21 protein-coding genes are annotated in these 26,446 nt (G+C 43.3%); 4 read left to right on the top strand and 17 right to left on the bottom strand.

What is annotated here, in order from left to right; translation table 11 throughout:
- Position 1: 1 nt before the first annotated feature.
- Together L4C32_RS10185 and L4C32_RS10180 are read right to left on the bottom strand one after the other, a co-directional pair.
- Complete coding sequence (locus tag L4C32_RS10185; RefSeq protein ID WP_428196769.1) at positions 2 to 142, bottom strand: hypothetical protein; 141 nt, start codon at positions 140 to 142, stop codon at positions 2 to 4.
- A 135-nt stretch (positions 143 to 277) separates the two neighbouring features.
- A complete protein-coding gene (locus tag L4C32_RS10180) occupies positions 278 to 1,423 on the bottom strand; it encodes a response regulator (RefSeq protein ID WP_428196768.1) in 1,146 nt (381 codons plus the stop codon).
- 225 nt (positions 1,424 to 1,648) lie between these two features.
- On the opposite strand from L4C32_RS10180, the gene L4C32_RS10175 reads away from it, so the two are divergent.
- Positions 1,649 to 2,512, top strand: coding sequence for a LysR family transcriptional regulator (locus L4C32_RS10175; RefSeq protein ID WP_428196795.1), 864 nt, complete (start codon positions 1,649 to 1,651; stop codon positions 2,510 to 2,512).
- Here the strand turns inward: L4C32_RS10175 and L4C32_RS10170 are convergent.
- The 10 genes from L4C32_RS10170 to L4C32_RS10125 all read right to left on the bottom strand — a co-directional run bounded on the left by L4C32_RS10170 (position 2,499) and on the right by L4C32_RS10125 (position 15,522).
- Positions 2,499 to 3,701 (bottom strand): MFS transporter, encoded by a 1,203-nt coding sequence (locus L4C32_RS10170; RefSeq protein WP_428196767.1) that lies wholly within the window; start codon positions 3,699 to 3,701, stop codon positions 2,499 to 2,501. The two genes, L4C32_RS10175 and L4C32_RS10170, sit on opposite strands and share 14 nt — an antisense overlap.
- Before the next feature lie 92 nt (positions 3,702 to 3,793).
- Entirely contained in the window at positions 3,794 to 5,308 is a 1,515-nt protein-coding gene (purF, locus tag L4C32_RS10165) for an amidophosphoribosyltransferase (RefSeq protein ID WP_428196766.1), read from the bottom strand.
- A 37-nt stretch (positions 5,309 to 5,345) separates the two neighbouring features.
- Positions 5,346 to 5,834 (bottom strand): CvpA family protein, encoded by a 489-nt coding sequence (locus L4C32_RS10160; protein WP_428196765.1) that lies wholly within the window; start codon positions 5,832 to 5,834, stop codon positions 5,346 to 5,348.
- A 63-nt stretch (positions 5,835 to 5,897) separates the two neighbouring features.
- A complete protein-coding gene (locus tag L4C32_RS10155) occupies positions 5,898 to 6,431 on the bottom strand; it encodes an SPOR domain-containing protein (protein WP_428196764.1) in 534 nt (177 codons plus the stop codon).
- Complete coding sequence (gene folC / locus L4C32_RS10150; RefSeq protein WP_428196763.1) at positions 6,421 to 7,701, bottom strand: bifunctional tetrahydrofolate synthase/dihydrofolate synthase; 1,281 nt, start codon at positions 7,699 to 7,701, stop codon at positions 6,421 to 6,423. Before folC ends, L4C32_RS10155 begins: the two co-directional genes overlap by 11 nt.
- Positions 7,702 to 7,714: 13 nt before the next feature.
- Positions 7,715 to 8,605 (bottom strand): acetyl-CoA carboxylase, carboxyltransferase subunit beta, encoded by an 891-nt coding sequence (accD, locus tag L4C32_RS10145; protein ID WP_428196762.1) that lies wholly within the window; start codon positions 8,603 to 8,605, stop codon positions 7,715 to 7,717.
- Between the two features lie 140 nt (positions 8,606 to 8,745).
- Positions 8,746 to 9,549 carry a tRNA pseudouridine(38-40) synthase TruA gene (truA, locus tag L4C32_RS10140; protein WP_428196794.1) on the bottom strand — a complete coding sequence of 268 codons (804 nt, stop codon included), beginning with the start codon at positions 9,547 to 9,549 and terminating at the stop codon, positions 8,746 to 8,748.
- Between the two features lie 85 nt (positions 9,550 to 9,634).
- On the bottom strand, positions 9,635 to 13,222 hold the full coding sequence (locus L4C32_RS10135) for a FimV/HubP family polar landmark protein (RefSeq protein WP_428196761.1): 3,588 nt from the start codon (positions 13,220 to 13,222) through the stop codon (positions 9,635 to 9,637).
- Between the two features lie 157 nt (positions 13,223 to 13,379).
- Positions 13,380 to 14,393 carry an aspartate-semialdehyde dehydrogenase gene (locus tag L4C32_RS10130; protein ID WP_428196760.1) on the bottom strand — a complete coding sequence of 338 codons (1,014 nt, stop codon included), beginning with the start codon at positions 14,391 to 14,393 and terminating at the stop codon, positions 13,380 to 13,382.
- Positions 14,377 to 15,522: a 4-phosphoerythronate dehydrogenase gene (locus tag L4C32_RS10125; RefSeq protein WP_428196793.1), complete on the bottom strand. Its 1,146-nt coding sequence runs from the start codon at positions 15,520 to 15,522 to the stop codon at positions 14,377 to 14,379. Before L4C32_RS10125 ends, L4C32_RS10130 begins: the two co-directional genes overlap by 17 nt.
- Positions 15,523 to 15,632: 110 nt before the next feature.
- Here L4C32_RS10125 and L4C32_RS10120 point away from each other — a divergent pair, with 110 nt between their 5' ends.
- On the top strand, positions 15,633 to 16,652 hold the full coding sequence (locus L4C32_RS10120) for an acyltransferase (RefSeq protein ID WP_428196759.1): 1,020 nt from the start codon (positions 15,633 to 15,635) through the stop codon (positions 16,650 to 16,652).
- Between the two features lie 63 nt (positions 16,653 to 16,715).
- Here the strand turns inward: L4C32_RS10120 and fabB are convergent, their stop codons facing one another.
- Complete coding sequence (gene fabB, locus L4C32_RS10115) at positions 16,716 to 17,927, bottom strand: beta-ketoacyl-ACP synthase I (protein ID WP_428196758.1); 1,212 nt, start codon at positions 17,925 to 17,927, stop codon at positions 16,716 to 16,718.
- A 128-nt stretch (positions 17,928 to 18,055) separates the two neighbouring features.
- Here fabB and mnmC point away from each other — a divergent pair, with 128 nt between their 5' ends.
- Complete coding sequence (mnmC, locus tag L4C32_RS10110; RefSeq protein WP_428196757.1) at positions 18,056 to 20,074, top strand: bifunctional tRNA (5-methylaminomethyl-2-thiouridine)(34)-methyltransferase MnmC2/FAD-dependent 5-carboxymethylaminomethyl-2-thiouridine(34) oxidoreductase MnmC1; 2,019 nt, start codon at positions 18,056 to 18,058, stop codon at positions 20,072 to 20,074.
- Positions 20,075 to 20,130: 56 nt separating this feature from the next.
- Here the strand turns inward: mnmC and exaC are convergent, their stop codons facing one another.
- A complete protein-coding gene (gene exaC / locus L4C32_RS10105; protein ID WP_428196756.1) occupies positions 20,131 to 21,651 on the bottom strand; it encodes an acetaldehyde dehydrogenase ExaC in 1,521 nt (506 codons plus the stop codon).
- Positions 21,652 to 21,868: 217 nt separating this feature from the next.
- Here exaC and L4C32_RS10100 point away from each other — a divergent pair, with 217 nt between their 5' ends.
- A complete protein-coding gene (locus tag L4C32_RS10100) occupies positions 21,869 to 23,665 on the top strand; it encodes a sigma-54-dependent Fis family transcriptional regulator (RefSeq protein WP_428196755.1) in 1,797 nt (598 codons plus the stop codon).
- A 3-nt stretch (positions 23,666 to 23,668) separates the two neighbouring features.
- On the opposite strand, the gene nanQ is transcribed toward L4C32_RS10100, so the two are convergent.
- The 3 genes from nanQ to L4C32_RS10085 form a co-directional block, all read right to left on the bottom strand.
- Positions 23,669 to 24,136, bottom strand: a complete 468-nt coding sequence (nanQ, locus tag L4C32_RS10095) for an N-acetylneuraminate anomerase (RefSeq protein WP_428196754.1) — start codon at positions 24,134 to 24,136, stop codon at positions 23,669 to 23,671.
- A gap of 133 nt (positions 24,137 to 24,269) precedes the next feature.
- On the bottom strand, positions 24,270 to 24,596 hold the full coding sequence (locus L4C32_RS10090; RefSeq protein WP_428196753.1) for an EF-hand domain-containing protein: 327 nt from the start codon (positions 24,594 to 24,596) through the stop codon (positions 24,270 to 24,272).
- Between the two features lie 88 nt (positions 24,597 to 24,684).
- Positions 24,685 to 26,445 carry a methyl-accepting chemotaxis protein gene (locus L4C32_RS10085; RefSeq protein WP_428196752.1) on the bottom strand — a complete coding sequence of 587 codons (1,761 nt, stop codon included), beginning with the start codon at positions 26,443 to 26,445 and terminating at the stop codon, positions 24,685 to 24,687.
- Between the last annotated feature and the right edge of the window lies 1 nt (position 26,446).

Here is a 26,446-nt window from a genome sequence, read left to right as displayed (position 1 = left end):
GTTAAAAATGACCACCTGATAACACTTTATACATGGTCAGACTTGCTACTATCGTCGCAGGCACTAAGGCAACCAACAATCCAATGAAATAGAATATATTGTACGGGTCTTTAAACTCTTGCTCTGTGGTTCCATGTTCCATTATTCACTCATCCCTAATACAGGTGCAACTTTAAAAGAGAGAGGAATATATAGGAAAAATTTAGAAACAAAAACCGACAAAATGTAAGGTTTTTAGCTAACTTAATGAAAAATCGTTAACTACACGTTAAAACAACTATTTTAATACTCTTTTTATGGTACAACTGAAGCTGCTTGAACCAATTTTGTGCAAATGAAGTGTGCCATTATATTGAGTAAGATTAAACGTATATAGTTGGTTTTTTTGGCTGTTCTTTCCCAGTTTGTTCAATACCGGTATACTCATAGATGAGAGATTATTGGTTGTAGCGCCTGGCTGCCAAATTGCAGAAAGCCCAACCGGTAAGATATCAATCTCCTGATCGGCGACATTTATGATACCAAATAACCCTTCAATCGCATCGGCATAGCCTGAATGACTCATCCCTCGCTCAATACGGGCGACTAAATGCTCGAGATTATTCTCATTGGCTTCGGTGTTACGAATATAGTCGTCAAAGAAAGCTCTCACTAATAACGAGGTGCCAACACTGTTCTCCCCACCCGTTGCAGAGTCTAAAATATAGAATACCAAGCGACCATCAATCAGCCATGAGTAATCAAACACAATAGGAAGTTCATCGGTTGACTGCAAAACACGGTAGTTTAACCACCAAGATCCACAATTAGAGTCTCGCTCTGGTAATAGGCCGACCAACAACTCACGTGCTGCATTCGGATTCTCTTTTAGCTGTTGTAGATGCCATTGTAACTCTTGGTCTTCCGGTTGCTCTTCAGAGTCATCGGTTTTAAACCACTGCCCCGAAAAGTCTCGAACCATATAATCGGTTGAATCTGCGTCTTTCAAGGCAGAGGTGAGTGATGAGATGAGCGTGGTTAAACTGTCTAACGGCTTTACTAAAAAATCTTTCACACCATATCGCAGCATTTTAGCCACATCTTTCATGTCACCCGTACCTGAAACAACAATCATTGGCAGCATAGGGTATTGTTGACTCACCTCTTCAACAAACTCTCCGCCGGACATCACTGGCATTGAGAGGTCACACAACAAGATGTCTGGGATACCTTCACGCAGTGATTTAAGACCTTCTAAACCATTTTCAGCAACTCTCACTCGACATGAGAATTTTTCCAAACAATTAGAAACTAATGTTCTAAAAACGGGATCATCATCTACGATAAGAACTTCTTTTTTTGACAGGGAAAGCTCAACATCTTGAGAAAAGGTTGACGGTTTTATGGCGTTATCATCACGAATATGTTCTTGTTTAATTGACATATCTCCTCTCTCGTTCCAACGAACAACAACTTATTTATTATGTACAATACTATTAAAAGTAGTCCTATTTTGTCTTCTCAGCAACCCGAGAACACTCGATTTCACCAAGGAGTCACTAAACTTTTGATGTGAAACAACACACTTTTTATAAGTAAATATAGACTTAAGCATCCTAACCATCTTTATATAAAAATATGGCTAAAAATAGACATGTCAAAACACTCTATGAAATTAGATGATCTTAACCTTTTCCGTCTTGTCGTTAAATATGGCAGCTTTACTTCTGCCTCACGCAAAACATCGGTCCCTGTCGCAACGATCACTCGTCGTATTCAAGCCCTTGAGGAATCATTGGAGATTCGCTTATTAAATCGACATGCCAGAAAACTCTCTCTCACTGAATCTGGCCAAAAGTTTCATGACGCATGTGGCCCTATTTTAAAAGCGTTAATCGATGCCAGTGAACAGATCAGTGATGAGTGCAAAGGTGCTGCTGGTAAGCTAAAAATTGCTGCGCCCGCGAATCTGACGAAAATGATGTTACAGCCAATTCTTAACCAATTCATGCTGCACTATCCAGACATCAATATCGAACTCTTCATGAGCAGCCAACCTGAGCTATTAGACCCAACTGAATGGGATCTCATTTTTAGAATTGGACCACAAAGAGACTCAAGTTTAATCGCAAAAAAAGTAGGCTCATTAGAAGATATTCTAGTGGCTAGTCCACACTACTTAGCCCATTCAGCTCCTTTAACGCACGCCAATGATCTCCACAAACATAACCTACTTAAAGGCCGCCCATTGATAAAGTGGGTACTCAATAATCAGCAAGGTGAAAGCGTAACTATCAATGATGCGGCACGCTTTGAAGCCAGCGAGTTAAATGTAGTTCGTCATGCTTGTGCTGACGGTTTAGGGATCACCCTCATGCCTAATATCATGATTCACAACTACATTGAAAATGGTACTTTGGTTAGAGTATTAAATGATTGGTCTGCCAACCCAAGAGCCGTTTATTTAATCTATAACCACAAAGCGCATCAGCCGGAAAAGGTAAGACTATTTATCGATTTTATGAGTCAATAAACCGGTCAGGCATAGGGTAACGTCTATAGAGCAGAAAATTAATGAATAACATCAAGGCGCTAAAACAGGAGACCCCAATCGCTGCATATTGAAACGAGATATCATGCATATAAGCAATAAAATAGGCAATAACTACGTTACCCAGTGCCAGCATGACATTTTGAACGGCGGAGGTTCGACCCGCAATATCCTCAGTAACGCTATACTGCAAAAATGTCGACAATCGAATCGCAGATAATGAAGAGCTGACACCAAAACAGAGCAATAGCGCAGGCATAGCACCTAATGAGTCAAAATAGCCATAACAGAAAAAAACCGCTGTTGCGATAATTTGATTAACATACATCATATTATCGGAGCAGATTCGCTGCACCTGCTTCTGATAAAATTTGCCCATTACACCACCAGCAATGACCCCTAACGCATAACTCGTTCCCAAAATGGACTGCCAACTCGAGTCACCACCAAATTTCGCACTGACTGTAGGGGTCAATAACACATAGAATGCCCCCAGAGAAATCGCAATGGAGAAGCTACTCATAAGGCGAGTCGTGAAGGCTTTATGATGGTTGCAATAGGTAAAAAACTCACGCCAACTGGTATTCAGGTTAGTGTTGCTGTACGCCTTCTCACTTTGCAGATCACTGTCTAGGTCAGCCCATTTAATCAGTATAAAGCAGAGTATAAAAATGACGGTGATCAGCTCAAATAGGTAGATAACCGAATAGGTCGCTAATACAAAACCCGTAAATGAGAGTCCAATAATGTGGCCAAGCTGTGAGCCTGCACTGATTCGACTGTTTACTCTAGCAAGATCTTTTTTATCCACACTATTTCGAACAAACACATACAATGCACTTCGATAAAAGGGCCGGCTAACAAAAATAGTTAACGCACCTAACAGCAAGGTTACTGTTGGCTCATACTCATAAGTAAATACAAATAGGGTAAAAATGGCGATGGAAAAGAAGTTACACAGTAGCAAAATTTTAATTGGAGAGAAGGTATCTGACGCTCTACTGGCATAATACTGCATGCCAGAAACAATGAGAAACTCACTACCAAACGCCGTCGCAAACGCCCACAAACTGCCAGTATGATCAAACAGTAACTTGCCTAACATTAAGGTAAAGATTGCACTGGTCATTTTGGTAAACAGTTCAATATAAGCGGGTAGATATTGCTTCAATCAGCACTCCTTGCTGTCCATATGTAACAAAGCCAGAGTATCTTACTCTGGCTTTCTATTTTTTAGATTAAACCATCAAACCGTTGAGAGAATTACGCCCCTTCGTTGTGGATCTCTAAATTAGCAAGATCCTGAAGTTCCAACTGAGTTTTTGCGTCATCACCACGCAGGCTTTCAAGGTACTCTAGATAGGCTTGGTCGACATCTTTTGTCACATAATGTGCGTTAAACACGGAGGTTTCAAACTCTTTAATGTCTGAATTACCCGCTCGGACGGCATCAACTAAGTCTTCCAAATCCTGAAAAATCAACTCATCCGCACCGATAATTTTACAGATTTCGTCCACTTCGCGGCCATGGGCGATTAGCTCATTGGCACTCGGCATGTCAATACCGTACACGTTCGGGAAGCGAACTTCGGGAGCAGCTGAGACCATGTAAACATTGTTAGCACCTGAGTCACGAGCCATCTGAATAATCTGCTCAGAGGTTGTGCCTCGAACGATGGAGTCATCGACCAACAGGACATTTTTGCCCTTAAACTCACTTCGAATCGCATTCAGCTTGCGACGAACCGATTTTTTACGCTCTTGCTGACCCGGCATAATAAACGTACGGCCAACATAACGGTTTTTAACAAATCCTTGGCGATAGGGTTTATCAATAATCTGTGCAATTTCTAAAGCAATATCACATGAGGTTTCAGGAATAGGGATGACAACATCTATGTCGAGATCATCCCACTCACGCTTGATTTTATCACCCAGTTTTTTACCCATTTCTAAACGAGCGCTGTAGACAGAAATTTTATCAAGAAAAGAGTCAGGGCGTGCAAAGTAGACAAACTCAAAAATACATGGGTTTAATGTCGGATTTTCAGCACACTGCTGAGTAAACAGCTCACCCTCAAACGTAACATAAATGGCTTCGCCTGGTGCGACATCTCTAACAAAGTCAAACCCCACTGCATCTAAAGCAACCGACTCAGAAGCGACCATATATTCGGTACGTTCAGCCGTTTCGCGCTTGCCTAAGCAGAGTGGACGAATGCCATTAGGATCACGAAACGCCACCATGCCGTGATCGATAATCATAGCGGCAACAGCGTAAGCACCTTTCACTAATGAGTGCACATTTTTAACGGCATCAAAAATGTCGACGGAAGTCAGTGGATAGTGCTCTGTTAAATCTATTTGACGAGCCAACACATTAAGCAACACTTCAGAATCAGACGTGGTGTTCAAATGACGGCGATCTTGCTCAAATAAATTCTTACGGATTTCATTAGCATTGGTTAAATTACCGTTGTGTGCCAACGTAATACCAAAAGGTGAATTCACATAGAAAGGCTGCGCTTCAGAAGCGCTTGAGCTTCCCGCTGTTGGGTATCGTACATGGCCAATACCAACATTTCCTTGAAGTCGTTGCATGTGTTTTGCTTCAAACACATCTTTCACCAATCCGTTCGCTTTTCGCAAACGAAAACGATTGCTTTCTATGGTAACAATACCCGCAGCATCTTGGCCACGATGTTGTAAAACAGTCAGGGCATCATAAATAGACTGATTTACTGGTGTTGCACCCACGATTCCAACAATACCACACATGTATTTTAACCCTCGATTGTCAACAATACTGGTATCGTTAGATACCAGGTAAGAAGCTTGATGTCTCTTTTATGTAAGTGAAAAACCACTCAATAATCACTCTAAAGTTAGGAATTAATTGAGACTGTTTCCACCACTGTGAATCAGATAGAGTTGTAAATGCATCGATAAAAAACAGGACGGCGGCAACGATCAATACTCCGCGTAAGCCGCCAAAAACAATGCCTAACACACGGTCCGTTCCTGATAGGCCTGTTTTATGTACCAATTGACCGATAACATAGTTGACCAATGCACCAACGATAAGTGTTGCTACAAACAGTGCAGCGATAGCACTGCCATTTCGAATCATCTCATCATGGATATTGGTAAAGTAAACCGCAAGCTTAGGGTAAAAATTACTGGCGATAAAAAAAGCACCAAACCATATCACTAAAGAGAGCGCTTCTTTTACAAAACCACGTACCAAACTAATCAGTGCGGAGAGACAAATGATGCCTAAAATTACAAAGTCGATCCAAATCATGTTATCTATTACATCTCAGTTGGCGCGCAGTTTACCAGAAAATAGAGCTACGCAAACGTTTGTTTAAGGATTTAGTGGATTAAATTTCAACATTTGGCCTTTTAACTTGAATTTCTTTTCAATTTTAGCCATTTGCTGTTCAAGTTGCTCTTTGGAAATATTGGGGCCTACAACCACTCGAGAGAACTCCCCCTCTTTAGGCTGTTTTGGATATATGTGGGCTTGAAAACCCTCTTTCCTTAACTTCTTAACTAAGTTTTTCGCATTATCCAGATTGCTGAAGGTGGCCAATTGAATCACCCAAGCATTTTTATCATACTCATTTTTTGACTCCACCTTATTCTCTGTCACTACTGTCGTATCGTTCTCATCGACAGTGACGGTAACAGGTTCACTCGGCAGTTCAACGGAGAACTCAACCGGCTCAACAATATCAGCGATCTCCGTTTCAGGAAGCGCTTCGGGTTTAATTGGGATGCTGGCAAACTCTTCTTGAAAGCGTTGTTTCTTACCATCGAAGACATCAGGCAATACAATAATGCCTATTGCAACCACAATAATGGTTCCGACTAAACGGCTCTGAAATTTACTTGCCATTTACACTCCTAATATGACTGTGTTGCCAGTAATCCCATACTTGTCCAACTGTATGAAAAGAACCAAACACAAGAACCAAATCATCGGTTCCTGCCTGCGCTAGCGCAGATTCAAATGCACTGATAGGCTCTAGGTAACTGCTAACAGTAGTTGAGACATAGGGCTCTAATTCACTCGCCGTTGCTGCTCTTGGTCCCTCTAATGAAGCGAGGTACCATGAATCAACTAACGATTGAAAAGGTGCCAATGTCGACGGTATGTCTTTATCATGCAACATACCGACCACTGCATGTAGTCTCTTGTTCGGATAGTGAGAGGTTAACTGATTAATAAGATATTCAGCAGAGTGAGGATTATGTGCGACATCCAATATAATCAAAGGCTTATCGTTTATTCGTTGCATTCGACCCGGTAGCCGTGCACTTCTCAAACCATTCACTATGTTCTCATCACTCAATGCTAACCCTGAACAGCCTAAAGCCATAAGTGCAGTTGCTGCATTAGGCATTGGCAGTGACGGGATCGGTAGCTCAGTCAGCTCAAAAGCACCACAGCTCCATTGCCAGCTTTCATCACCTTGTTGGTATTGAAACTGGTAGCCAACTTGATGAAACTCGGCACCAATGTCATCGGCATGAGCAGATACCGTTGCTGGGGGGTTCGGCTGACCACAGATAGCCGGTTTTCCACTGCGAAAGATACCCGCTTTCTCAAATCCAATCACATTAATGTCGTCGCCAAGCCAATCAACATGATCGACCGCCAAACTCGTAATAACAGAAACATCATGGTCAACAACGTTAGTCGCATCAAGGCGGCCACCAAGGCCAACCTCAAGTAGAACGACATCAACTTGCTGTTGCTTAAACTGATAGAGTGCCGCTAAAGTACCGAATTCGAACAGACTCAGCGTAACGTCTTCTCGTTGAGACTCAATCTCAAAAAAAGCCTTGCTGTGCTCTTCATCACTGGCGTCAACGCCATTAATACGAACACGTTCATTATATTTAATCAGATGGGGAGAACTATAGACGCCTACTTTATAGCCGGCATCTAATAGAATTGACTCCATCAACGCGCACGTTGAACCTTTTCCATTAGTGCCTGCAACAGTAATCACGCAGGGAGCGGGTTTGGTTAATCCAGCACGCCTAGCAACACGTTCAGCACGTTCTAAGCCAAGATCGATACTGCTTGAGTGCAGCTGTTCTAAATAAGCAAGCCACGTCGCAAGAGGCGAAGTGGCTTGTGGTGTAATAAGTTGTGACATCTATACTACTTAGTTATTGTGCATCAGGGCCATCAACAGAAACAACTAACGGAGAAGTTTGATTGGTCATTTTAGCAATTAACCCTCCAATACGTTGACGCATCTCTCTACGATCAACAATCATATCGATTGCGCCGTGCTCAAGTAAAAACTCACTACGCTGGAAGCCTTCTGGTAGTTTTTCACGCACAGTTTGCTCTATAACACGTTGACCAGCAAAACCAATTAGTGCACGTGGTTCACCAATATTAATGTCTCCTAGCATCGCCAAGCTTGCTGAAACACCGCCCATTGTTGGGTCAGTCAATACAGAGAAGAATGGAAGCCCTTTTTGAGAAAGTCGCTCTAACGCAGCACTGGTTTTTGCCATCTGCATTAACGACATCAGAGCTTCTTGCATACGAGCGCCGCCACTGGCTGAAAAACAGATCAACGCACAGTTATTCTCAATCGCCGCATCAACAGCTCGAACAAAACGTGCGCCAACAACCGAACCCATTGAACCGCCCATGAACTTAAACTCAAACGCACAAGCGACTACTGGCATCTCCAATAAGTTGCCTTTCATGACAACCAGAGCGTCTGTTTCACCACTTGATTTTTGGGCCGCAGTAATACGATCTTTATACTTTTTAGAGTCTCTAAACTTTAATAAATCTTTCGGTTCAAGTTCAGTTCCGATCTCTTCACGACCTTCTGCATCTAAAAAGCTCTCAAGACGTTTACGAGCCATCATACGCATATGATGGTCACATTTTGGACATACATTCATGTTACGTTCTAGTTCTACTTGATATAGAACCTGATCACAGGCTGTACATTTTGTCCAAACACCTTCAGGAATCGACGCTTTACGGGTGTTTACGATGTTACTTTTATTTAATATTTTCTCAAGCCAACTCATGGAAGACCTTTTGTTTGATTCCCCCGCAACAACAGCAGAGGATAAATTATTCATAAGATTGAGGATTAAACCACAATATAAGTAATCTGTAGATAAAAAACTGGTTGTACCTATTTTAATTTATGACATTCGCCGAATTATTACTCTACATTCAGTAAATCATCAGGCAAGAATAACGGCCCTTTGGGTACATCAGGAAAGCCTAACTCTTCGGGGTAGTCCACATCAATTAAATACAAACCGTCAGCCTTTGCTGTGGCCGACGCTAAACTGCGATCACGAGCTTCTAACAGCCATTTAATCCATTCTGGTTTTTGATCACCTTTGCCCACACTGATCAAGCTTCCCGCGATATTACGGACCATATGGTGGACAAACGCATTGGCCTTAACATCAATCACAATAAAGCCACCAAATTGAGCGACATTGAGGTGCATCATATTACGCCATGGAGTTCGCGACTGACAGTGAGCTGCTCTAAAAGAAGAGAAATCATTCTCTCCAAGTAAGTATTGCCCAGCCTGGTGCATTTTATTCGCATCTAACGCTTCATGATAATGGCTCACGCCGTTACCTAAAATAGCAGGGCGTAATGCATGATTATAGATAATGTAACGGTAACGTCTTGCTGTGGCACTGAAACGGGCATTAAACGAGTCATCGACAGGTTTGGACCAACGTACGGCAATATCTTTCGGTAAATTGGCATTCACGCCCATCGTCCAAGCGGCAACTTTACGAACAGCCGTTGTATCAAAATGTACGACCTGACCAGTACCATGGACACCGGAATCGGTTCGACCAGCACATTGAACATCTACCGGATGATTTGCGACAATTGACAGCGCGTTTTCCAGCTTCTCTTGCACACTAACAACGTCTTTTTGACGTTGCCAGCCATAATAATTAGTACCGTCGTACTCTATGCCTAAGGCAATGCGCATCATTGATTCACTACTCTACTTGTTCGTTGACAACCATTATAAAAAAAGGTGCCGTTCATAGCACCTTTTTATTTAAGCATTCACACTATTTAGCGATCATTTTTAATAAAAGTGTCGCTTCTGTTTTGAGCTTCTCATCGCTGCTACTCAACACATCTTCCAATAGTTCACGAGCACCGTCGCTATCACTCATCTCAAGATACGCCTTTGCAAGATCTAATTTACTCTGTGACTCTTTATCAATGTCTACATCAAAATCATCAACGTCCCCGATCACATCTGGGAACTCATTAAGCCCGACATTAAGGTCTCTCTGTTCATCAACCTCTTTTAATTCGCCTGATTCACTCTGAGCAATTAAGGTATCGATACTAATGAATTTACTTTCATCTTGTACCGAGTTTTCAAATTCGGGTTGATTAGACCAATCTTCTTGCTCAATCTCTGGCTCTGGAGTCGGCTCAGTCCCCCAAGCACCACTCTCATCCGCAGGGATCTCATGACCATCATCAGTCACGTTCTCTGATTGAAATTTAAAACCACTCCAATCGTCACCCACATCACTAGCGGTTAAACCAACGTCGGATTTCGCTTCTTCTTCACCAAACTGACCCAATTCGGAATCTGAAATAACAAAAGGCTGATCGCTTTTCACTTCTGGTTCTTCACTTGATACAAGGTCAGAGTCGATTTGTGCATCAGCAAGCGCTTCATCTTCACCGTAAACAGGGAAATCAAGTTCATTGAACAGTTGCGTTCTATCCTCAATATCCTGATCGTCTTCCAGCTCGGCAAGCGCTTCATCAACGGAGAGTCCATCCATTGATGCTTCTTCCGCTTCTATTACCTCTTCGTCAGCATCGACTAACCAATCTTCATCTCTTGGTTGGTCTTCATTCAATTGAGCAGGTTCAGCTTGAGGCTCACTTTCACTCTCTTCAATCACCTCTTGTAATGTGGCGACCTCATCACTTTCACTTTCAACATCATCCGTTAACAACTCGTCGAGTAACTCTGCGCTCTGCTCATCGATTCCAAGTGAACTCTCTGAAACAGTGTCTTGTAGAGAAGAGGTCTCTAACGCACTGTCGCTCTCTTGTGGTTCAGTTAACAATTCGTCCAGCAGATCAGTGCTCTGCTCGTCAACGTCTACTGTCTCTTCGGCACTCTCAGCTTCAAGGTTAAGTAGATCAGCTTCACTGTCACTCTCTTCGGATTCCGCTAACAATTCGTCCAGCAGACCAGTGCTCTGCTCGTCAACGTCTACCGTCTCTTCATCACTTTGTGCTTCAAGATTAAGCAGATCTGACTCACTGTCACTCTCTTCGGGTTCCGCTAACAATTCGTCCAGCAGTTCAGTGCTCTGCTCGTCAAGGTTTAACGCCTCTTCATCACTTTGTGCTTCAAGATTAAGCAGATCTGACTCACTGTCACTCTCTTCGGGTTCCGCTAGCAGCTCATCCAATAGGTCAGTGCTTTGCTCATCAATCTCGAACGTATCGTCATCACTTTGTGTTTCAATATTAAGTGCTTCTGATTCGCTGTCATTCTCTACGGGTTCAGCTAGCAGCTCATCCAATAGGTCAGTGCTTTGCTCATCAATCTCGAACGTATCGTCATCGCTTTGCTGTTCAATATTAAGCGCTTCTGCTTCACTGTCACTCACTTGAGTATCAGCCAACAGCTCATCTAATAACTCAGTACTCTCTGCTTCAATTTCAAACTCTGGCTCTTGTTTGTTACTTTCATCGCCGTTCTCAGCCAATAGCTCATCAAGTAATTCTGTATTTTGTTGATCAATTTCAAACAGATCGCTATCACTATTCTCTTCATTCGATTGCTCCACAACCTCATCAAGCAACTTCGTGCTGTCTGCAGATAATTCGAAGCTATCTTCTTCACTCGACTCACTGGTTTCAGTGAATGCTGAAGCAAAGAGGTCATCATGAATGTCGCTGTCTAAATCAAACTCTGTACTCTCGCTCTCTGAACGAACAGGAGAGTCTTGCTCACTGCCTAGAAGAGTATCAAAATCTAAATCATCACTGTTGACTTCAACTTCATCGGTTGCTTCAAGCGAAAACGTATCCTCTTCAGATTCTGGGGTATCCCACTCGATGTCACTGCTTTCATCGTCGAGAGAGATACTTGCATCATTCTCTTCTCCCCCAGAAAGATCAATGCTCTCTGATTCGCCCTCTCCTGAAAGGTCGATACTCAGGGCGTCATCTTCACCTTCGCCAGAAAGATCGATTCCACTTTCATCGTCTATTCCCTCAATTGAGGAGAGCGAAAGATCGAAGTCTTCATCCGTGTCATCATCTGTATCCAAGCCTGAGTCAATTTCATCCAGCGCTCTCTCCATCTCTTCTAAACCAAGCGCTTTAACACCGGCATCGACAGAGAAATTATTAGAGGTCACTTCTGTCTCTTCACTGAGTAACTCTTCTGCCAACGCGTCATCAACAACAGCAGCAAACGGGTCTTCATCTTCTAGAGTACTATCATCAAACGCAGCTTCTTCTGTTGAAGCAAATGGATCGTCACTGTCATCACCAAATGCGGCATTAGGGTCAAATTCAAACTCTTCCGCTTCGCCTTCACTCTCTAAATCAATATCGAGATCATCATCGTCATCAGAAAGCGTCAACTCAGGGATATCGTCATCCATATTGATGATAGGTTCATCTTCAACAACTGTCTGTTGCTCTGGTTCGTCTTCAACCACTTGCTTTTTACGTCGGAACAGTAAGAAAGCAATAAGTCCTGCAATCATTGAGCCCGGAATAAGAGCTAATGCTGCAACCATTGTTGGAGAATCCGCAATGCTATCGATAAGACTAGTTTCGACAGGTTGTTCTTCTTCTTTTAATGCTAGTTTTTGCTCTTCAATGAACTTTTGAACTTCATCTCGAATCCTATCGTCATCGCTAATAGCGTCTTTTAATGCTTCAACTTCGTATTGAACATTGGCTAATTTCAATCTCAGAGCATGATTGCTCTCTTCTAATGCTGAATATTCAACCTCATTGCTCTCTAATTCTTTCTTCAGCGCAACTAAGTCATCATCACTGACCGTTGACTTATCGACAGTAGGAGGGGTGATAGGTGTTACGTCTTTAGGTTTAACCACAGGGGCAACAGATTCAGGTGCGGCACGCTCCACTATGGTTGGAGTGACAGGCACAGGGGTCGCCACAACCACAGGGGCATTCGCTTGATCTAACAGTGCTTGGTGTTCTCTTAGCACTCTTACTGCTGTTGCTTGGCTCTCATTTCGAACTTGAGCTAGGGTTGGGATTCTCAGTGTGCTGTTTGAGTTCAAGCTATGAATATTATTATCGTCAAAGGCTTGTGGGTTCAGTTTATAAATAGCCAATACGGTCTGCTGAACACTGGTGTTCGCTGACGGTCTAAGCCTAGTAGCAATGGACCACAAGGTATCGGTTGTTGAGGTTGGCCCATATACTCGTGTAGTGGCTTGAATTCCACTCGAGACTGTAGAGGGAGTAACTCGAGCTGGATTAACGACTTGTGTGGGAGAAGTGGGTTGTTCTGCTTTTTGTTCGCCATCAGGGCCTACAATTTTTATCGATGCCGCTAAGGTCTGAGTTGCCATGACCATGACAATCGGAGTAAGCGCTCGACGGATGTACTTTAAAACGTTAGACACTAGTGATGCCTCTATCTGCAAATAAAATGGTGATCTTTAAACTATATCGGATAATGAGCACAATACTGTAGCTTTGATTCAAAAATGTGTAATGTAATCAATAAAAAAAACGCTCTAAGAATTACTTAGAGCGTTTTTTTGATTTATGTGCTAGAAATCAAAAGTAATCTCTAATCAGTACTTCGGCAATCTGTACTGTGTTAGTGGCTGCTCCTTTTCGCACGTTATCTGCAACTACCCACATATTTATTCCGGTTGGATGACTGATGTCTTGACGAATTCGTGACACCATCACGTGATCTTTTCCGGTTGCATCTTCCACTTGAGTTGGGTATTCATTGTTATGGAATACTTCAATGCCTTCAGACGCTTCTAACAAACGAACCACTTCTTCAGCATCAATTGGCGCACTGGTCTCAATGTGAACCGCTTCAGCATGACCGTAAAAAACGGGAACACGTACACAAGTAGGGTTAACCGTTACCGATTGGTCAGCTAATATCTTCTGGGTTTCCCACACCATCTTCATCTCTTCTCTGGTGTAGCCATTGTCCATAAACTCATCAATATGCGGCAGGCAGTTAAAAGCTATTTGCTTATCATATGCCTTATTTTCAGCAGGTAGCCCATTTAACAACTTAGCCGTTTGACCAGCTAACTCATCAATGCCAGCTTTGCCAGATCCCGATACTGATTGGTAAGTAGATACATTAATACGATCGATACCTACTGCATCATAAATCGGCTTAATAGCCACTAACATCTGAATGGTTGAGCAATTCGGATTCGAGATGATATTACGATTTCTAAAATCAGCAATCGCTTCTGGGTTCACTTCAGGCACTACCAGAGGTACATCAATGTCGTTGCGGAAGCATGAGGTATTATCAATAATCACCACGCCTTCATCAGCGGCAATCGGCGCCCAACGCTCTGATAAGGCGCTGCCCGCAGAAAACATAGCAATTTGAACTTGAGTCCAATCAAAGTCTTCCACATTTTGTACTCGTACCGATTTTCCATTAAATCGAATTGTGGTCCCTTCGCTGTTTTCACTCGCCAATAGGTATAAGTTGCGAACAGGGAAGTTACGTTCGGCTAAAACGTCGATAATTGTTCTGCCAACAGCGCCAGTTGCGCCGAGTATGGCAATATCAAATTCTTGACTCATGGGTGTCCTCGGTTGTAAATCCTAAATTTGCCAGCGGAGTTAAGTTACTCTCCTCTCCACCAACAACAGTGACTGCACTATACTCTCTTCGGTTCCAATATGCTTTACGCATTGCATCAAATGAACCTTGCTCACCAATTTGGCGACGAAAGAGAGCGTCATCTTTTCGTACATCATAAATCAACTGAATCAAATTGTGCAGCACTGCTTCATCCCATGGGCCATTTAGTCGAACCTCGGGAATTGGCGCAATGGGTAATAAACTGGAAGCCTCGACGCTTTCATGCCGCTTTAAAAAGGAGCAATAGCGATTGAATATCATCGTGGTTCCTCGAGCTTTCCCTTCAAGGCCATATCCTGCAATATGCGGGGTAGCAAAGGAGAGCAGAGGCAGTAGCTCTAGATCAACGTCAGGTTCAAACTCAAACACATCCAATACGGCGCAAAACCCATCTGATCGCTGTAACCGCTGTTTCAATGCTTGATTATTTACCACTCCCCCTCTTGCTGCATTGATAAGAATTTGGTTCGACCTTAATTCTTTCAACTCTATATGGTCAATTAAGTGGTGTGTTGGATGCTCTCCATCTTTTGTTATAGGAGTATGCAGACTAATAATATCCGCTTGGTGTAATAATTCTGATAGCTCAGTAAACTGACGTGGGTCCCCTTCACCCTGTTTGATTGGGTCATTAAGGAGATAGGAAATATTGAGAGCATCGAGACATTGCGCCAAATAACTACCGACTTGACCTGCGCCTACAATACCGACGGTTTTATCAAAGATTGAAAAACCCTGTTGCTGCGCCAATACCATGACACAGCTCAACACATATTCTGCGACACCTACTTTATTGCAACCTGGGGCGGCAGTAAAAAAAATGCCCCTTTTCTGCAACAGACGTTGGTCTACATGATCCATACCCGCCGTAGCCGTTCCCACAAATGCTAATCGATTTGCCTTAGTTAGCAATGCTTCATTAACCTTAGTGACAGAGCGAATCATCAGTGCATCCACATCAATCAGATCATTGGCGTTTAAGTCTCTACCAGACTTAACCACCACATCACCAACTTGACTGAATAACTCTAAGGCATATGGCATATTTTCATCAATTACAATTTTCATCGGCTTACCACGTAAATTCATGTTCACAGAAGGCTTAATTGCTCCTATCATACTCTCTGCGCCCCACGAAACACAAAGATTATGAGCTGAGGCAACCCACTGGAGTAATCATGAGTAAAGAGAGAGTATTTTTCTTCGATTTAATGCGTTGTGTTGCAGCGGTTGCCGTTATTTCAATCCATGTATTGGCGCCCTATCGTCACCTGTATGGTGAGATTCCCTTTGATCAATGGGCGACTGCCGTATCAATTAACAGTATTAGTCGCTGGGCCGTCCCAGTGTTTATTCTGATCACTGGGGCATTAATGTTAAGTGATCAACGTCCTTTTGACCCCAAAAACTACATTCAACGACGCTTTGGGAAAGTACTTATACCCTTCTTAGTCTGGTCATGTTTCTATGCTCTTTTTTCAGGACTCTCCGCAGAGGGCTTTAGTACTAGTCACGCGGTATCAACACTCAAAGCGATGCCTGAACACGAAACCTACTACCACCTAGGATTTTTCTACTACTTCTTACCTCTCTATTTTGTGATTCCTTTTTTCCAACAGTTGGTAAGACGCTATGACGACTTTGCACTCTATGCACTGTTAGGGTTATGGTTTATTTCAACACTGATCTACCTATTCAAAGGTATCGAAGGTTTTTGGAGTTCGAATCTGTGGCTCTACAGTGGTTATCTACTTTTGGGTTATGTGCTCTATCAAAAAATTCCGCTAACGGCCAAATCAACATGGGTAATCGTTACCGCCGGCGCTGCTGCTTTGGGGCTTACCGTTTACTCTGTTATCACGTTAAGCCTTGATGCGGGAGGGTACACAGTCCAACGTTGGTTATCCTACAAAACATTGAATACGGTGCTTGCCGCTGCGTTGGTGTTTGCATTGTGTCGCTATTTTGCAGACTCCCTGCCAGAAAAAGCAAAATCTGCAGTGAGTTTTGTCAGTACACACAGCTTAGGTATCTATCTGCTGCATCCAATATTTTTATGGCCAATGAAGAGTTACGGTTGGTATGACGGCCACCCTGGTTGGGTTATTCCGTTGTGGGTCGTTGTGGCTGGGGCAGCCTCATTGATAAGCAGTTGGGTGATCTCTAAATCGACAAAGACTCAATGGCTATTACCCTAAAAATAACGGACATAAAAAAACAGGCGCTTGAATCAAGCGCCTGTTTTACTTTTATTAAGCTTATTATGCTTGGTATTTCTTGATGACCAATGTTGCGTTAGTGCCACCAAATCCGAAGCTGTTTGACATAACCGTTGTCAACTCTTGCTCACGCATCTCTGTGACAATATCTAGTCCTTTACCCGCTTCATCTAGGGTCTCAACGTTAATGCTTGGGGCGATAAAGTTATTGTCTAACATCAGCGTTGAATAGATAGCTTCGTGAACGCCTGCTGCACCTAGAGAGTGACCCGTCATCGCTTTTGTTGCCGAGATTGCAGGGCAGTTTTCAGAGAATAACTCTTGAATCGCACCTAACTCTTTCACATCACCAACAGGTGTTGATGTGCCGTGAGTATTGACATAATCCACGCCATCAACATCTTGCATTGCCATCTTCATACAGCGCACTGCGCCTTCACCAGATGGGGCAACCATGTCATAACCATCTGAAGTAGCACCGTAACCTACAATTTCACCGTAGATTTTTGCGCCACGAGCTAATGCGTGTTCAAGCTCTTCAATGACCATCATGCCGCCACCACCAGAGATAACAAAACCATCACGGTCGGCATCATAGGTACGAGACGCTTTGCTTGGATCATCATTATACTTAGTTGAAAGTGCGCCCATCGCATCAAACATCATGGTTAGGGTCCAATCGAGCTCTTCACCACCACCAGCAAAAACAACATCTTGTTTACCAAGTTGGATTAACTCCATCGCATGGCCAATACAGTGAGCTGACGTGGCACAAGCGGAACTCATTGAGTAGTTCACACCGCGAATTTTAAACGGGGTTGCCAAACAGGCAGAAACTGTTGAAGACATAGTACGAGGTACCATGTATGGTCCAACACGCTTCACGCCACGGCTCTCTAAGGTCGCCACTGCGTTATACTGGTTGAATGAAGATGCACCACCAGAACCTGCAACAATACCAGTACGGTCGTTGGACACTTGATCTTCAGTTAAACCAGAATCAGCAATTGCCTGCTCCATTGAGAGGTAAGCATAAGCAGCTGCATCGCCCATAAAACGTTTGATCTTGCGGTCAATATGTTCCATTGGGTCCATTTTTAAATCACCCCACACGTTGCTGCGAAGACCTTTGTCTGCAAACTGCTGTGAATAGGTAATTCCTGACTTCCCTGCCTTTAGAGATTCGAGTACTTCTTCGGCATTGTTACCGATACTAGAAACGATCCCCATGCCCGTAATAACGGCTCTTTTCATGATACTTTCCTATATTCATAGACCACTAAGATAATACAGAACTTATACACCGAAAGTGGTCAGCTTTCCAATATCTAGGTACAATCTGACCAAATCTTACTAAAAATTGACTCAATATTGGGGTTTATGTGTCTAAACACACTATTAATAACGCAATTTTAGACTGGAATGATATCGGCACGCCTGTCTCAAATAATTTTGATGATGTCTATTTCTCCAACGCCAATGGATTAGAGGAGGCTCGCTACGTTTTCATTCAGCAAAACCACCTTCCTGAACGCTGGCCTCAATACGATCAACGACGCTTCACCATTGCTGAGACGGGATTTGGCACCGGCCTAAATTTTTTAGCCGCTTGGCAACAATTCAGACAGTTTCGAAACGAACACCCTAATGCGCCTCTGCAAGAGTTGCATTTCATCAGCTTTGAGAAATTTCCTGTCACTAAAACAGATCTTGAGAAAGCTCATCAATATTGGCCTGAACTCGCCGAACTTGCCCAAGAGTTGCGCGATAACTACCCCGTCGCGGTTGCCGATTGCCAACGGATTATTTTAGACGAAGGATTGGTCACTCTGGATCTTTGGTTTGGTGATATCAAAGATTGCATGCCACAAATCTGGATGGATAACTCTGGTGTCGTTGATGCCTGGTTTCTTGATGGTTTTGCCCCGAGTAAAAATCCGGAAATGTGGAATCAGGATTTGTTCAATAATATGGCATCACTCTCCAAAGCGAATTGCAGTTGCGCCACGTTTACTGCCGCAGGTTTTGTGCGACGAGGGCTCATAGAATCAGGCTTTGACATGAAAAAAGTCAAAGGGTTCGGCACCAAACGTGAAATGATTGCGGGTACGCTACTCACACGCACTCATACCGCTAATCACTCACCTTGGTTGGCAGTAACTCGCACAGAAAACATCGATGACATTGCCATTATTGGTGGGGGCATTGCCAGTGCAACTCTGGCTCAGTCACTGGTTCGACGAAAAAAACGGGTCACACTCTACTGCTGTGACAGTCAAGCTGCGATGGGCGCATCTGGGAATAAACAGGGGGCAGTCTATCCACTTCTCCATGGTAATCTAGACTCATTGGCTCGCTTTTTTGCTCCTGCATTTGTCTACGCAAGGCACTACTATCAACAAGCGGCTAATCAAATAGCGTTTGATCATGAATGGTGCGGTGTTACTCAGCTCTCTTGGGATGAAAAGTCTGCCCGAAAAAACGACAAAATCATCGATAAAGGATTCACTTCCGATCTAGTGACTCCGCTCACTCCACAGCAAACCAACCAAACCGCCGGGGTAGAGTGCAACGTTAGTAGTATTCACTATCCAATCGGGGGTTGGTTATGCCCACAACAACTGACTCAAGGGTTGTTCAAAGAGCTAGAACAGTCGGATTACTTTTCTGTGGTTTACGACTGCGATATTACCAAGATGATCCAGCATGATAATCACTGGATCTTAGAGGATAGCCATGGTTCATCGTATCCACACTCCGTTGCTGTCGTGGCAAATGGTCACAAAATTGGCGAGTTTGAGCAGAGTAAAAAGATCCCAGGCACTCCTGTACGCGGTCAAGTTAGCCACATTGCAACGACGAAAGCATTGTCAGAAATAAAAACAGTACTCTGTTATGACGGCTACCTAACACCCGCCAATAAACACAATCAGAATCACTGTATTGGCGCCAGTTATGACCGATTTGATCTCGCGTTGACGTTATCCGAACATGACCAACAAGACAATCAACAGCGACTTGAAAAATGCCTACCGGATGCCAAATGGGTGCACGATGTGGACACCTCCACCAATCAAGCAAGAGTGAGCATTCGCTGTGCCAGTCGTGATCATATGCCTTTTGTGGGCAATGTGTGTCGATTTGACGATTTGGTGGATCAGTACCGTGATTTGCAGAACAACCAAAGCGGCGCAGAAAATGTGCCGGTTTATCAAGGGTTATACGCGTTGGTTGGGCTAGGCTCTCGAGGGTTAAGTTCAGCGCCTCTGCTTGGCGAAATGCTGGCGTCACAAATCTGTGGCGATCCGCTTCCTATGCCGATCTCTGTGATTGAAGCGCTGCACCCTGGTAGGATGTGGGTGAGAAAGCTACTAAAAGGTAAAGCGATAGTCTCTCTTTAAGAGACAGCAGTAGGGGAGTCCGAAAACTCTCCTACTCTGCCGTTAAGCGTTAAATGTTAAAAGAAGCCCAATGGATTAATATCGTAGCTCACTAGGACATTTTTGGTATTTTGATAATGGTCCAACATCATCTTGTGCGTTTCTCGGCCAATACCTGATTTCTTATAACCACCAAATGCTGCGTGTGCAGGGTACGCGTGGTAACAGTTGACCCAAATACGACCCGCCTCAATGGTTCGTGATGCCTTATAAGCAAGATTGCTGTCACGAGTCCATACACCAGCACCCAGTCCAAACTCAGTGTCATTGGCAATGGCTAACGCTTCATCGTTATCTTTAAAGGTCGTCACCGCAATCACGGGACCAAAAATCTCCTCTTGGAAGATCCTCATTTTATTGTCACCTTTAAACATGGTTGGTTGGACATAGAAGCCGCTGTTTAGGTCACCTCCTGGTTTTGCCACTTCACCGCCGATAAGCAGTTCAGCGCCCTCTTGTTTACCCACCTCCATGTAACCCATTATTTTATCAAACTGTTCGCTGGACGCTTGAGCACCAACTTGAGTATCGGTATCCAGTGGATTGCCTTGCTTGATCGTTTTAGCTCTCTCAATCACTTTAGCAATAAAGGCATCATAGATATCTTCGTGGATCAGCACCCTTGAAGGACAAGTACATACCTCTCCTTGGTTAAAGAAAGCCAACAACATACCTTCAACACACTTATCTAGATATTCATCTTCATGATCCATAATGTCTTTAAAGTAGACATTTGGGGATTTGCCTCCCAGCTCAACTGTCGATGGGATGAGGTTCTCAGCGGCACATTTTAAGATATGGTGACCGACTTGAGTTGATCCTGTAAACGCCAACTTTGCAATTCGTTTACTGGTGGCTAATGCTTGACCCGCATCTGCACCATAACCATTAACCACATTAATGACACCCGGTGGGATCAGATCGCCAATCACTTCCATTAACACCAAAATTGAGGCTGGTGTCTGTTCAGCAGGTTTTAGCACCACACAGCAACCAGCGGCCATTGCCGGAGCTAATTTCCACGCCGCCATCAACATTGGGAAGTTCCATGGGATTATTTGACCAACCACACCAACGGGTTCAGGAAAGTGATACGCTGCCGTATTGGCATCTAGCTCAGCGGCACTGCCCTCTTGCGAACGCAAACAGCCAGCAAAATAGCGAAAGTGATCCACCACTAAAGGAAGATCCGCAGCCAGAGTTTCTCGAATGCCTTTACCGTTATCCCAAGTCTCAACCAAGGCTAAGGTTTCAATATTCTGTTCAATACGATCCGCTATCTTAAGCAACGTATTCGAGCGTTCGGTGACAGAGGTTGACCCCCATGCTGCTCTTGCTGCGTGCGCGGCATCAAGGGCGAGATTAATGTCCTTTTCATTGGATGCCGGGATTTTGCAAAATGTCTGGCCATTGACTGGTGAACTGTTATCAAAATATTCACCATCGACTGGCGCGACCCATTGGCCACCAATGTAGTTTTCATATTGAGATTTAAAGTTAACAATTGAATCTGCTGTTCCAGGTTGAGCATAAATCATAACTATATCCTTGTTGATTAAAGTATTTCTGTCACCACTACTAAGGCAAACCTCGGGCCAAAGAGAAACACTTGATGTTAATGAAATGTAAAACTATGATTAGTGAACCAAAATAGGGATAGCGGTTTTACTTTCGCAGGATCAGGGAGCTGTTCAACACTGTTCATCTGTTCCGTTTTGGTACACCCAAAGTGTAACGATATGGAACAGGGATAAAATGAATATACAAATCGACAAAGAACAAAATTCTTGGTTAGACTCCTCATGGCAACGCAGTCGATTTGCCGGGCTTGAAGAGAGCGTGACCCCCGAGCACTTTCGCCTAACAAATTCTGATTTAAAACAGCGCCGCCATGACGCTACTTTGCTCATTCAAGCAATAGAACAGTATGCCTTGCCTCTTTTCGACCAAACCTTGGCTCGAACTCACAGCCGCTTAATTCTTGCTGATACCAAAGGGGTGATCCTTGCCTCATGGGGACAAGAGCACTTTGCTCATAAACTTACTGACATCGCTTTAGAATCCGGTGTCTGTTGGCAAGAGGAGCAAAAAGGTACCAATGCAATAGGCACAGCACTTAACAATCAACAACTGACCAGTATCATCGGTAATCAACACTTCATCACTCAACACCGCTTCTTAAGTTGTACTGCTAGCCCTATCTATTCGGCTACTAATGAACTGTTAGGTGTGTTAGACATTACCAGTGAACAGCAAATACACACTCAACAGATAACTCTCTTAGTACAATCGATGGTGCAGCAGATAGAAGCGGCTTTGATGAACCACATCCCGCATGGCAGCTACCGTTTTGACGTAGCTCTTACACCAAACTTATTACAGTCAGGTTGGCAAGGAGTCATTGTCACCAACGAAAATGGCAACGTCCTTGCTTGTAATCCAATGGCCAAAAAATTGCTCAATCAAAACAGCATGATCGGTAATAATTTTGAACCTTTTTTACCTAAGAAGTGGCCACCTGAGATGAACCAACCCACCACGCTGCTTACTGACAACCAAGACTTGATATTTACTTGTCAGCCACTCAACCGATCCAAACGAACCCTGTTCTCGTCATCAACATTGCATTTGGGTGACAACCGAGTCGAACAGGTATGGCAACAGGCTTGCAGAGTGATCAATAAAGAGATCCCTCTACTGGTTTTTGGTGAAACGGGAACAGGGAAGGAGGAGTTCATCAAACAACTTCACCGTTGTAGCGCGAGAAAAAACAGTCCATTAGTGGCGGTAAACTGCGGCTCACTGCCTCATGATCTGCTTGAGTCTGAACTGTTTGGGTATGCGGCAGGAGCCTTCACCGGTGCGAATCGACAAGGTTACTTAGGGAAAATTCGACAAGCCGACGGCGGTATTCTATTTCTGGATGAGATTGCGGAGATGCCCTTGTCAGCGCAGTGTCGACTACTTCGAGTTCTGCAGGAAAAAGAGGTGGCTCCCGTGGGGAGCAACAGTATCGTCAATGTGGATATTCAGATCATTGCTGCCACCCACAAAGATTTACAACAGCAGGTTGAGCTAGGACTATTTAGGCAAGATCTCTATTACCGTCTCAATGGATTGGCGATTAACCTACCGCCATTACGAGAACGAAGAGACATAAAAGCGTTGATCTCCTCACTGCACCGTAAGTATGCACCTACTCACCAAACACTTTCAACACGTTTACTTGCGACCTTAACCCGCTATGGATGGCCTGGTAATCTACGAGAGCTCGATAACTTAATGAAAGTCACCACACTGCTTGCCGATGAAAAACAGAGCTTAGATATTGATGATCTGCCTGACCATCTAAAGACTCAACTCCTTGACGTTGAACCTTCCAATCTCGTTGGCGATGAACCGGAAGCGACCATTACGTTAAAGCACTCCCTAACCACAAAGTTAGTTAACACATTCAAAGAGAATCAAGGCAATATTAGCAAAACCGCCCGACAGCTGGGGATCAGCAGAAATACACTCTATCGACAGCTGAAGAAATTGAACTTGAAATAGGGGTTAAAGCACCGTTTTATGTACTTTGATCACTATCTTTTTGATCACCTGCGTGGAGCTGACTATGCAGCCAGGTTTATGCGGCTGTTGTGGAAAAAAGATCGCAAACATATTCGGCTCTAGTATCAATTCACACTGATTTCTCATGCTTTCAACTAGGTAGTAATCATTTTCTTTATCATACTCTTGAGCAACAGGATTGCGTTTATCGTACAGAGCAAACTCAATTTTCTCTTCGCCAAAAATCAGGCACTGCACATCAACATACTCTTCATGCACTTCCGCCATTTTTTTGTTTGACTCTCCCGTTTCAAACTCCATGACATTGGCGTAAATATTATCCCCTTCAATCTCATGACGCCCTACCTCAAGCTCCGAAAGATCATTATTACGTAAAAACGCTAAACTACGGGCTAGACCTCCGCTAAGAAGTTGATCTCTGCTGCTGTCGTTTATATGTCCAAATATCATAATTTCTCCTTTTAAGTCACACCGTTTATAGTGAATTTAACTTCACTAATGATTATATTCATGGAGTTTAACTTCAAATGAAGACAATAAAAATGGGAGATAACTCCCATTTTATTCGATGTCATGAAAGCAGTTACCAGAATTTACGATTGTTCTTCTGGTGCTGATTAAACTCTGCTGAGCTAATCACTCCATCACCATTACTGTCTATCACTGTAAACATGGTGTTCTGATTCATATTTTTCATTCTACGCCCTTCAGCCTTTCGTTCGCTGATTCTCTGCTCACGAAATAGATCAAACTCAGTCACATCGATCATCTCGTCACTATTATTATCAATTTGAGCAAAGTTTGGCATATTATTATTCTGCTGAAACCCATTTTTTGCTACTGCTACATTAGCAGCCAACAAACAAGTAGTAGTTAGAGCAATGATTACATAAGCGTTAATGTTCATCATATATCCTCCGTTTTGGATGCTCTTTAATACTACTACTTTATAGGTAATACAGCGTCAACCCGAGTAAATATGTGTAAAGAAATATTGATTAGCTCAATTTAAATCTACCTACAATTTCATGCAGGCTATCACTTGTCTCCGCTAGCTGTTTGGTACTGTTCACCGTCTCACTACCATTATTGTTTAATTGAGAAATCATATCTTGAATCGCCAACATATTGCGGTCGATCTCTTCGGTGACTGAGTTTTGCTCTTCTGCAGATGTCGCTATCTGTACCGTTAGATCGTTCACTTCAACCACTGACTGAATCATTGAGTCAAGTGACACCATCACTTGATTGTTATTATCAACCGTATCTTGACAGCTAACTTTAGTGGTCTCCATCGCATTCACGACATTACCACTCCCTTCTCTAAGCTTCGCTAGCATCTCATTTATCTCAGAAGTGCTCTGTTGCGTACGCTCCGCTAACGCTCTAACTTCATCGGCAACAACTGCAAAGCCACGACCCTGCTCTCCCGCTCTGGCCGCTTCAATCGCCGCATTCAAAGCGAGTAAGTTAGTTTGGCCTGCGATATCGCCAATCACTTCTAGAACCGACCCAATTTGCTCAGTATCTTTACTCATGGTTGAGATAGATAGAGACATACTATCTACTTCACTAACTAGCGCAGATACGCTGTTTGCAGCTTGCTGTACGACCCCTTTCGACGTTTCTGCTTCATCCGTTGCTTGCTGGGTCAACTTAGCAGCACAAGCTGCACTTTCAGCCACCGAGTCAGCGGTAGAACTCATCTCTGTGATTGCAGTAACAATCTGTTCAGTTTCATTTGAGTGTGCCACCAATAAAGCCTGATTAGAGCTCGTCTGTTCACTCAGTTGATTACTCTCAGATTCAATCTGTTTATTCGCTTTATCAACGTCTAACATCATGTTCTGCAAGTTATCAATGAACTGGTTAATACTAGCGGCAATTTTTCCTAAATCATCATTACTCTGAACATCGACACGACGAGTTAAATCACCCTCGCCTTGGGACAGATCGGTCACAATATCTCGTAACGTAGCGATAGGCTTAAATGCCATGTTAATAAAGAAAATACCTAATGGAATAAGCACAAATGCCGAGATGAGCAGAGCAATGGTAATCGCGTTATTCAGACTGTTAGTATTTTTTTGAATAAAACCTTGATCGATAAAGCCATTCAATTGCCACTGCTTTCCTCTCACTTCAAATGTACCAGGGAGCTCAATCAAATCGCCTGATGACTTATTAGAGAACAGAACCGTTTGGTTTGGAGAGATAAGTTCAACGTAGCTGCCCTCAACCGCAGAGCTGCTAAGCTGTTGTTGAATCATACTTAAATCGAGAACAAAGATATCACCTTCAGTATTTGAGCGGGGTACCGTAATGCTGATAAGAGGCTTATCCCCTTCTAGGTAGACGTCACTTAATTTAATCACGCCACCCGCAGAGGCCACCTGATCAACATACTTCTTAGTACGCGTAGCATCTTCAACTTCACCATTCTGGTCAAACACCATACCAAAACTGACTTTCATCACTTCATGGGATTGTGTTTTTTCTTGAATTGATTTTACTTCTAGAAGTCCAAAGTTAATGTTTTCTACCATTAATATTTTATTATTAAGATCAGTGATTAAGTTGTTTTTAACCAGCTGTAGCTGAGCATGGATGTTTTTGGTATCACTCTTGAAGATGTAGTCACTAATATAGTGATTCACACTCATATATGACGTTAAAATGGTAATGGATATAATGGCGCAAAGCGCACCAAATATGACGTTAAAATGGTAATGGATATAATGGCGCAAAGCGCACCAAATA

The organism is Aliivibrio kagoshimensis (assembly GCF_050337105.1).
Taxonomy (GTDB): Bacteria; Pseudomonadota; Gammaproteobacteria; order Enterobacterales; family Vibrionaceae; genus Aliivibrio_A; species Aliivibrio_A kagoshimensis.
This window is presented reverse-complemented; position numbering and strand designations above follow the sequence as displayed.